We start from the raw sequence: 9,837 nt of genomic DNA on the forward strand, positions 1-9,837 counted from the left end.
GAGGTGGTTCCTCGGCACTCACACCGATCGGTTCAATCGCTGCCGTAAACGTTTCGGCTGTCTTTTTATAAGAGTCAAAACTATGAGAAGCCGTCTTCAACCGTCACGGGGGGATGCAGTCTTGGACTGGGCGGTTGTTTCGCCGAACTCTTGCAGGCTTTTCAGCTCGTAGAAAACTGAGGATTACTGCTTCCTCAACCGATAGAATTGCTCGCTTCCGGAATACGTGTTGGTGACTGCCCAATGCGCGCTCGATCGCGCTGGGGGAGTGGGAACATCCGTCCAAGTGACCGGTGTCTTCAGACTGAACGTTGATTGCAAGGAGAACCCATCCAGGGGCCAGGAAAGGATCAGGTCTTGCCTGCTGCGCCTGGCCTGTAATGCGACGGGCCCTCCGATGAGCGCAACGGTGTGATAGGGTCCCGCCGCGATGGCGGTGACGTCACTCTGCGCCAGGAATGGCACGATCCCTTCGCCGTATTCGCCGAAAACGTCCCAGGCCACGACGCTTCCCTCGCTTCGCAAAGCAAAGAGCACCGCGTAACCAGCAGCGATCGCAACCACATTCCGCTGGGCGGCGAGAGGCCCAGGAATTTGATCAAAATCGTCGTCTCCCCACACCAAAATCCCTCCATGAGCCTTTATGGCCATCGAGTTCTTCGCACCTGCTGCGATCGCGATCACCTCGCTTTGCGCCTGCACCGGCACCGTGGTTTGACCCAAGGTGTTCCGTCCCCATGCGATCACGCTCCCATCCTGCTTGAGGGCCAAGGCGTGATCGCGTCCTGCCGCGATCGCGATGACCCCCGTCCGTGCCTCACTGGGAACGGGCGTTTGGACATCGAAGACGGCTCCCCACGCCGTCACGCTTCCGTCATTTCTCAAGGCAAGGGTGTAGTTCGCAGCCGCGGCGATGGCGGTGACGTTGGCTTGCGCGGCCAGAGGCACCGTCGTCTGGCCGTAATGGTTGTCGCCCCAGGCCAGGACCATCCCATCCTCCTTCAAGGCCGCCGTGTGATAGTTTCCGGCCGCAATCGCAATCACCCCGCTCCGCGCCATGATCGGAACATCCGTTTGTCCCGATACTTCGTCGTCTTCATCCGTATTGCGGCCCCAGGCAAGAACGCTTCCCTCGCTCTTCAAAGCCACGGTGTGCCCGTGTCCGGCCGCAATCGCGATTACATCGCCCTGAGCTGCAGCGGGCACCGTTGTTTGCCCCTCATCGTTGCGTCCCCAAGCCACGACGGTGCCAGGCAGGAGAGGGGCTACGCTCAGCAGCGCCACGTCACTCGTCACGCTCCCGAGCAGGTTGCTCACGCGCACCGTATAGGTGCCCGCATCGGCCAACCGTGAACCGGGCAACCTCAGGGTAGCGTCCGTCGCTCCCATCAGATTGGTTCCATCTTTGCGCCACTGGTAGGTCAATGGTGAGCCGTTCGCCACGACGTTTAGGGTGACATGCTCCCCCGCGTACACGGTCAAGTTCGTAGGCGACGTCATGATGGCGGGGGCCGATGGAGATACGAGTGCCACGGAGTGAAAACCTCCCGCCGCAATGCCTATTGCGTTACGCTGTGCTCCCAGTGGTACGGTGGCCTGGCCGTAGTCGATGCCCGACGCTCCCCACCCAATGACCCGCCCATCGTTTTTCAACGCCAGCGTGTGCGATGTCCCGGCGGCAATGGCAATGACCCCGCTTTGCGCTTCAATCGGTACCGTCGTCTGGCCTGCAGAATTCAGTCCCCACGCATGGACGCTGCCGTCAACCTTCAACGCCACCGTGTGGAAACCACCTGCCGCAATCGCACTCACGCCGCTCTGCGCGGACGTCGGTACGGTGGCTTGCCCATCGCCGTTGCTGCCCCAGGCGATGACGCCCCCATTGGTCTTCAAGGCTACCGTCCTCCTTGAGGGCGACCATGTGACTGGCTCCCGCCGCGACTCCGATCACTCCGCTGGCCAAGCCCGATTTGCAGCTATATGGGCCTGCTGGACTCTTCGATCCGTGAAGATCGGTTCGTGCCGATCTCGCCTATTTCCTTAAACTTTCAAAGGGAGAGTGGCACGGTGTTGATATGGGCAACAGGTCGGATGGGTAGGACTCTGTGTTCGATCAACTTCGAACAAAAGACCGAGCCTCACCCTGAAATAATCAGAGCCGCGCGAAATGGTGGAGGTTTGTTTCAAGCTTGACCCTAGGTGCGGCATTTCTAAATGTCGACCATGACTTGGAGCCCCATTCAAACTGGCAGAGGTGCGGTCTTGGCTGCGCTTCTTGTATTGGGATTTGAATTTGAATACGGGCTGAGCGCGGAACCCGGCCGAGTCAAATGGACGGCACCCTGTGGGGCTACGATTTCTTCACCCTCAATCGGTCGCGATGGGACTATTTACATCGGCGGGCTGGCGCTCTTCGCTTTTGATCCATCAAACGGTGCTCAAAAATGGAACTTCAGCGCGAGGCATCGGATTCAATCAACGCCAGCTATCGGGCCTGAAGGAACGGTGTACTTTGGCTCCATCGATCAGTCCGTCTACGCAATCGACGGAGCGACCGGCGCGAAAAAGTGGGAGTTCGCGACTGATGGTCAGATCGAGTCTTCGGCGGCCATCACCGAGGATGGCACCGTTCTCATCGGCTCCTTTGATGGGAAAATCTACGCGCTCGATGCGGCCACAGGATCGAAGAAGTGGTCGTTCCCACTCAACGGGCAAATCAACTGCTCACCTGTGGTGAGCGACGACGGGACGATCTATGTGGCGGGGCGGTTTGGTGATTTCACGGCGCTCTCTCCCACCGGAAAGCGGCTTTGGTCGCTGGCCATCGATTCCAGCGAGTGGTTGTCGCCGGCTATCGGCTTCGACGGCACTCTCCTGCTGACCACCGGTCAGAATGTGTGCGTCGCCATTGAACCTCGCACACGCTCTCGCCGTTGGGCTTTTGGCAACGGCACACTCGCTTCCCCGGTGCTGGGTCCCGACGCCACAGTTTATGTCGGGTCGGCCGACGGCAAATTCTTCGCCTTGGATCAGTATACGGGTCGAATGAAGTGGAGTTTTGAATCGTACCAGCAGTTCTGGTCCACCGCAGCCGTGGCCGCCGATCACACGGTGTACGTGGGGGGCAACGATGGATATGTCTACGCGTTTGAAGGGGCCAGCGGGCGAGTGCTATGGAAGCACAAAACCGGAGAAGTGGTGGTTTCCTCCCCAGCCATCGCCGCCGACGGCACGGTGTATGTGGCTTCGAATGACGGTTTGCTGTATGCCTTCGAAGGCACCGCTGGGCCTGCGATTTCGCCCTGGCCAAAATATAGGGGAAATCCACTGGGTAACGGGCGTTCCCTTCTGGAACCGACCAACGGAGGTCCACAGATCCTCTCTGGACCAATGGATGTTCGCGTGGCGGAGTCGGCACCGGCGACAATGTATGTCATGGCGACTGGCGGAACTCCCATGGGCTACCAATGGCTGTTCGAAGGAAACCCGATCGTGGGAGCCACGAATTCTGCCTACTATATCCCCCGTGTCAGCTTGACGAACAGCGGCCGATATCAGGTCGAAATCACCAATCTCGCCGGACATACCCTGAGCCGTGCTGCCGAGCTCACGAGTGGTTATTCTTTGGATGTGCAGATCGTTGGCCAGGGATTCGTCCAGGTGGATCCACCACAACAGCTATATCTCCCTGGAACAAAAGTGACGCTGAGAGCGTCACCCACCAATGATCATCGGTTTCTGAAGTGGAACGGAGATCTAACTGAGACTACGGATGAAGTCAGCCTGGTGATCGATTCCAATAAGAAGATTTCTGCCTGGTTCGAGTTCAAGCCGGGCGAGGTGAGATGGCGGTTCGAAACTCGTTCGGGCACCCCCACGACCCCCGCGATTGGTCCGGATGGCACTGTGTTTCTGAAGATTCCACTCGACGACCGAATTTATGCGCTTGATCCCTTAACGGGACAGAAACGTTGGGAGGGATCAGAGGTTTACCAGTCGGCTTCTCCGGCGGTGACGAGTGACGGAAATGTCAGCGCGATCTACGCCCTGTTCGATGGAAGAACGGGTCAGCGCCTTCCCGCCTACATCCCACAGGATTCGGTCAATTCCTCCCCGGCCGTCGCACCCGACGGTACGATCTTCTTCGGCAGCGAGGAAGGAAAGCAGATCACCGCGGTTCGAGGCAGCACTGTGCGCTGGCGGGTCGCGACCGGCGGTTGGGTGGTCAGTTCGCCGTCGCTCGGCCCTGATGGGACCGTGTACGTCGGATCCTATGACACCCAGCTTCGCGCCTTAAGCGGGCAATCTGGAGCGGAACAATGGTCGTTCGGGACAGGGGGAGCGATCCGAAGCTCGCCAGCGGTCAGTGATGACGGCGTGGTCTTTATCGCCTCCGATGACTCCAAACTCTATGCGCTCGATGGCGCGACGGGAGTGAAAAGATGGGACATCGAACTTGAGGGTTATGGCACCAGCCCAATTCTTTCTTACTCTCAGATCAGCGCATCTCCCATCGTTGGACCGGATCACGTGGTCTACTTGGGAACGGAGGCAGGGTATCTTTACGGCATTGATGGGGACACCGGGGTAACCAAATGGCGTCGAGGGCCCGGCGCTCCCATCGCAGGATCGGCCGCGTTGACCGCTGATGGAACGCTCTATACCGCGTCAACCAGCGGAATACTCAGCGCCCTCAAGGCTTCCGATGGGACAACTCTTTGGGAAGTGGAGCTGGGTGGTTCGGTTCAAGGCAGCCCGAACGTAGGACCCGATGGAACGGTTTACGTGAGTGCCGGAAACGTTTTCTACTCGATCGCCGGTGCAGCGCCGTTGGCCAGCACGGGATGGCCGACGTTTCGAGGGAACGCCGCCAACAACGGCACAGGTAACTTCCAGTTCTCCGGTCCCCCGAGGATTATAACCACGCCTCAGAGCGTGGTCGCGGCCGAATCGGAACTCGTGCAGTTCGGGGTGCTGGCAAGCGGTGCGCTTCCGTTGCGATACCAGTGGTATGTCAACGGTCAGGAGATTCCTACGGCGACCAACCAGGCGCTCAGTTTCACACACGCGAGTCAAGATCAGGCGGGTAATTACCACGTGAGCGTGACGAACCTCTTCGGATCGGTGGAGACCGCTCCAGCAACGCTCCGTGTTGGGTATCGCTTCGAGGTGTTTCGGCGCGGCCAAGGAGAGGTGCAGATCACGTATCTGGCTAACGAGCCAGCCGCGGTGCTGCTCGCACTCGAAACGGCGGGCCGGCGTTTCGTTCGCTGGTCGGGAGATGCATCAGGCACGACCAACCGGCTCTTCGTGCCGTTGAACGGGAACAAGAGCATCACCGCGATATTCGAGATGGAGCCGGGAGAACTCGTTTGGCGCGCCGACGTTGGAGGAGCTATCCGTTCCTCTCCCGCGTTGAATGCGAGTGCGGTGTTTGTTGGTGCGGACGATGGGTTTGTCCGCGGGTGGGATACACAGAGGGGCAGGCTCCTGTGGAAGACACGCATCGGTGGATCCGTCCCGGTCTCCCCAGCGCTCACGAAAGATAACCGGCTGATCGTGAGCGCGAACGGAGGCACGATCGGTGGGCGGCGGATCGCACTCGATGCTTCCACAGGCTCGATTCTCTGGGATTACCCCCTGGGACTTTATGTGCAACTAAACGCCTCGCCGGCGGTCGACAACGACGGATTCGGATATCAAGGCGATGGGCCGGGTGCCGCCGGCGCAGCGTTCCAACGCTTTTCGAGAAGCGGTGTTCCGGCCGACAGCTACCGCATCGATGCCTCCATCGAATCCTCGGCAGCCATCAGTTCGGCTGGTCTGATCGTTTTCGGAAGTGATAATGGGCAAGTCTATTGCGTGAAGAAGTCAGGCTTAGGCCTGGCGTGGAGCTTTCTCACGGCCGGCCGAGTCCGTTCCTCTCCCGCGCTGGGTAGAGACGGCGCCGTGTACATAGGCTCGGACGACGGTTTCATCTACGCATTCGACATGAAGTCGGGTGTGCTGCTCTGGAGATTCAACGCGGCCGGCCCCGTTGGTTCATCCCCGGTGATCGATGCTGCGAATACCGTCTATTGTGGCACCGACAACGGAATGCTGTTCGCGCTGGATGGGTTAACCGGAAAAGCGCGGTGGCAGTTCGACGCCAGAACCACGATCCGCGGAGCTCCCGCAGTGGCAGCCGATGGCACGATCGTGGTTGGAACCGAAGAAGGAACTCTCTTTGCCTTGGACAGCAGCACCGGCCAGGTTCGATGGCGGTTTCGCGGTGCGGGGCCGATTACCAGTTCGCCCAGCATCGGCGAGGATGGGACGGTCTATGTCGGGGCTGGATCCACCTTTTACGCCCTTGCCGGAAGTGCGCCTCTCGCAGACGCGGCCTGGCCTAAGTTCCATAATGCTCTTTCGAACGACGGGCTGCAACGAGGTTTTGGTGGAGGGCAACCGCGGATCGTCGCTCAAAGCGACGATTTGCTCGCGGTTGAAGGATCGCTGGGGATTTTGCGCGGTGTGGCCGAGGGAGGCGGAGACCTGCGCTACCAGTGGTATCGTGACGAAAAGCCGATCCAAGGGGCCACAGCACCGATTTATGTCATTCCTAAGGTTCTTCGCGACAACGAAGGCACATATTCCTTGGACGTCACGAACACCGAAGGCCTCGCGCGGAGTAGGAGGATAGCCGTTGTGGTTGGGGTTTCGATCTCGATCCAGACGCGTGGCTCCGGCACCGTCGAGCTCTCGCCAGGACAATCGATGTATTCTCCCGGAAGCCGAGTCAGCGTGATTGCGAAGCCGCAAGAAGGTCGGCCGTTTCTCGGCTGGGGAGGGGATGCCTCGGGGAACGCCAATCCCTTGGTGTTAACGCTTCGATCGAACATGCATCTGGTGGCCACCTTCGCATCTCTTCCCGGAGACGTGGTCTGGCAGTATGACGCCCAGGCTGCGATCACAGCGACACCGGCGATCCGGTCCAACGGACTCATCTATGTGACCACGCGCGCTGGAACAGTGATCGCCCTGGAGACGCGCGCCGGAGGTCTTGCGTGGATCAAGCAGGTGCCGGGTCATATTGATTCCTCTCCCGCCATTGGGACCAACGGAATTCTTTACCTCGTATCCAATCTCGACGACGGCTATGTCAGTCATCTCTATGGATTCGATGCGACCACCGGCCTTCGGCGGTTCGAGGATACTATAGGCATTTCCTATCCCGTGAGCGCATCGCCCGCGATTGGTCCGGATGGCAGCATCTACGTCGGAACGGAAAACGGCGTCAGCCATCTTGCCTCTTTTCGACCCAACGCTGCCTTCAAATGGGAGTTTCAGGCCGGTGCTTCCATCTCCTCTTCGGCCGCGGTCACTGCCTCTGGATCGGTCATCTTCGGAAGCCGAGGAGGAAAGCTCCACTCCGTATCGCCCGTGGGGAAGGCGGAATGGGATTATTCAACGGGTTCCATCTCGAGTTCTCCTGCGATTGGCGCGGATGGATCGATCTATTTCAGCGACGATTTTGGCGGGTTGCACGCGCTCGATGCGGCGGGGCATGAGCGATGGTCGATCACTGGATTCGGAATCGTTTCGCAGTCGCCCGTGATCGGCGAGGATGGAACCGTGTATTTTGTGAATACTTCGGGTCGCACGATGGCGGTGAATCCGGACTCCGGTGTCCAGAAGTGGACCTGGGTGTCGTCCTCGGGCACTTCGTTCAGCCCGGCTTTAGCGGCAGACGGAACCCTCTTCATCGCCCAGAATGACCAATCCCTGGTGGCTTTGGATGCCTCCATCGGTCAGGAGCTTTTCCGACACCGGTCCCCGACCGCATTCTCTGGCGCTCCTACCATCGGCCCGGATGGCTTGGTGTATGTGGCAGCATCGACGAAGTTGCTGGCCATCCAGGGGACTGCTGCGTTGGCCCCCAGCGCCTGGCCAAAGTTTCGTGCCGATCTGAGGAACACGGGTGCGGCGGTCTCCGTCGAGCCGTTGCCTCCACGCATCGTCCGCCAGCCTAGGTCCACCCGGATTGCGGTCGGCCAGGAAGTGCGAGTGGGTGTCATCGCTGCAGGTTCGTCGCTGACGTATCAGTGGTTCCGAAACGGCATACCTCTTGCAGGCGAAACCAATTCGATTCTGTTGCGATTCGCTGCCGGTGAAGTGGACGCCGGGACTTATCACGTCGTGGTCTCGAATCATTTGGGATCCGTCAACAGCGACTCCCTCCAAGTCCAAATCGGCTACACACTCGCGGTCCGGAGTGTCGGTCCTGGTTCCGTGGAGATCACACCCGCCGAGTCGGTTTACTCGCCGCGCACGGTCGTCTCCTTGCGAGCGGTTCCAGCGAGCAGGCGGCAGTTTCTCGGTTGGGAAGGCGATGCGGCCGGCCTGAGTACTTCGCTCTCGCTCACGATGGACCGCAATCGGGAAGTGGCTGCTGTGTTTTCCGTGCGGGAAAGTGAGATCAAGTGGAGTTTAGAAAGGGGCGGGCAGGCCATGAACTCCCCGGCGGTCGGACCTGACGATACCGTCTTTGTCACAACAGCGGGAGGTCACGTCTTCGCGCTCGAAGGGCGCGCCGGTTTCTCCAAATGGAGTGTGGAGACGGGAGCAGCGGCTCTCACTGCTCCGGTTCTCGGACCCGACTCAACGCTGTATATGGGTTCTTCTGGTCGCCTCGGAGGGGGTGAAGTGATTTGCCTCGACGCTCAATCGGGACGGACTCGATGGAGACAGGGTGGAGGGACCGTTTGGCACCCGCCGGCAGTGACGCCGGAGGGAACGCTCTTCGTGGTGCGTTCCTCGGAGAGTGGCATCACTCTTTCTTCTCTCCAAGCGCTGACGGGTGAGGAGAACTGGAGTAAACCGCTGAATTTCGTCCCGGAGTTGCCCCCGTTTGTCGACTCCGGAGGAACGATCTATCTCGCAACATCGGCAACGTTCGATGCGGTTCGAGCAACGGACGGTGCGCCCCTGTGGTCCATTCCTGCGGAATTCTTACCGAGCGCCGTAGCCATGCAGGCCGATGGCACCCTTTTCGTGGGGAACAATTTTCGTAGGTTTGGTGGGCCATTCCCCCAAGTGGGCGAACCGAGCCTCCGATCCTTGAATTGGGCCTACGGTGCCTCGCCATGGCGCCGAGATGCTTTCGCTGTGCTTTTCCTAGTGGCCGCGGCGGACGGGACCCTCTACGGAGTCAGGCGTGACATTGAAACCGGTCGTCAATCGGCTTTTGCCATGGATTCCCGGACGGGTGAACTTTATTGGGGAGGATCATCCCCGGCTGAGTCAGACCCGCCGATCCATGTCACGGGCGTTCCGCTCCTCGGAGCCGATGCCACTCTTTACCTGGGTACGGATACTGGGCTGCTTGCGCTGGACGGATTTGATGGAACGACTCAGTGGAAGGCTGACATCGGGCCTGTGACGACGTCACCGGCAATGGGGTCGGACGGATCGATCTTCGTGGGAGTGCAGGACCACACGCTCTATTGCATCCAAGGGACGGGCCCGATCGATCCGGGACCCTGGGTCAAGCATCTGGGCAACCCAGCGAACAGCGGGGTTGGAACGGGAGTTCGCCGCCAGCCGGTTCTGCGCGCCCAGCGTGACGAAAGTGGCCTTCGACTCGATTGTTACGGGCCCATTGGCGAATCCTTGATAATTGAGCGAAACGATGGCGTGGGGAACGGGGTGAATTGGACCCCCTGGTTGAGCATCACTCTCCAGGAATCCCCCACGGCGGTTTTGGATTTAGGCACCCGATCGAAATCCAGTCGATTCTACCGCGCCCGGAAATAGTCACGCCCAGTTCGCATCGTCGGCCGACATTCTTCCACCCAC

Annotated in this window: 2 protein-coding genes; one reads left to right on the plus strand and one right to left on the minus strand. The window is 59.7% G+C overall.

What is annotated here, in order from left to right; translation table 11 throughout:
- Positions 1-183: 183 nt before the first annotated feature.
- Positions 184-1,893 (minus strand): immunoglobulin domain-containing protein, encoded by a 1,710-nt coding sequence (locus JNN07_07780; protein MBL9167625.1) that lies wholly within the window; start codon positions 1,891-1,893, stop codon positions 184-186.
- 330 nt (positions 1,894-2,223) lie between these two features.
- On the opposite strand from JNN07_07780, the gene JNN07_07785 reads away from it, so the two are divergent.
- Positions 2,224-9,795 (plus strand): PQQ-binding-like beta-propeller repeat protein, encoded by a 7,572-nt coding sequence (locus tag JNN07_07785; protein ID MBL9167626.1) that lies wholly within the window; start codon positions 2,224-2,226, stop codon positions 9,793-9,795.
- The last annotated feature ends 42 nt before the right edge of the window (positions 9,796-9,837 follow it).

This window comes from Verrucomicrobiales bacterium (assembly GCA_016793885.1).
Taxonomy (GTDB): domain Bacteria; phylum Verrucomicrobiota; class Verrucomicrobiia; order Limisphaerales; family UBA11320; genus UBA11320.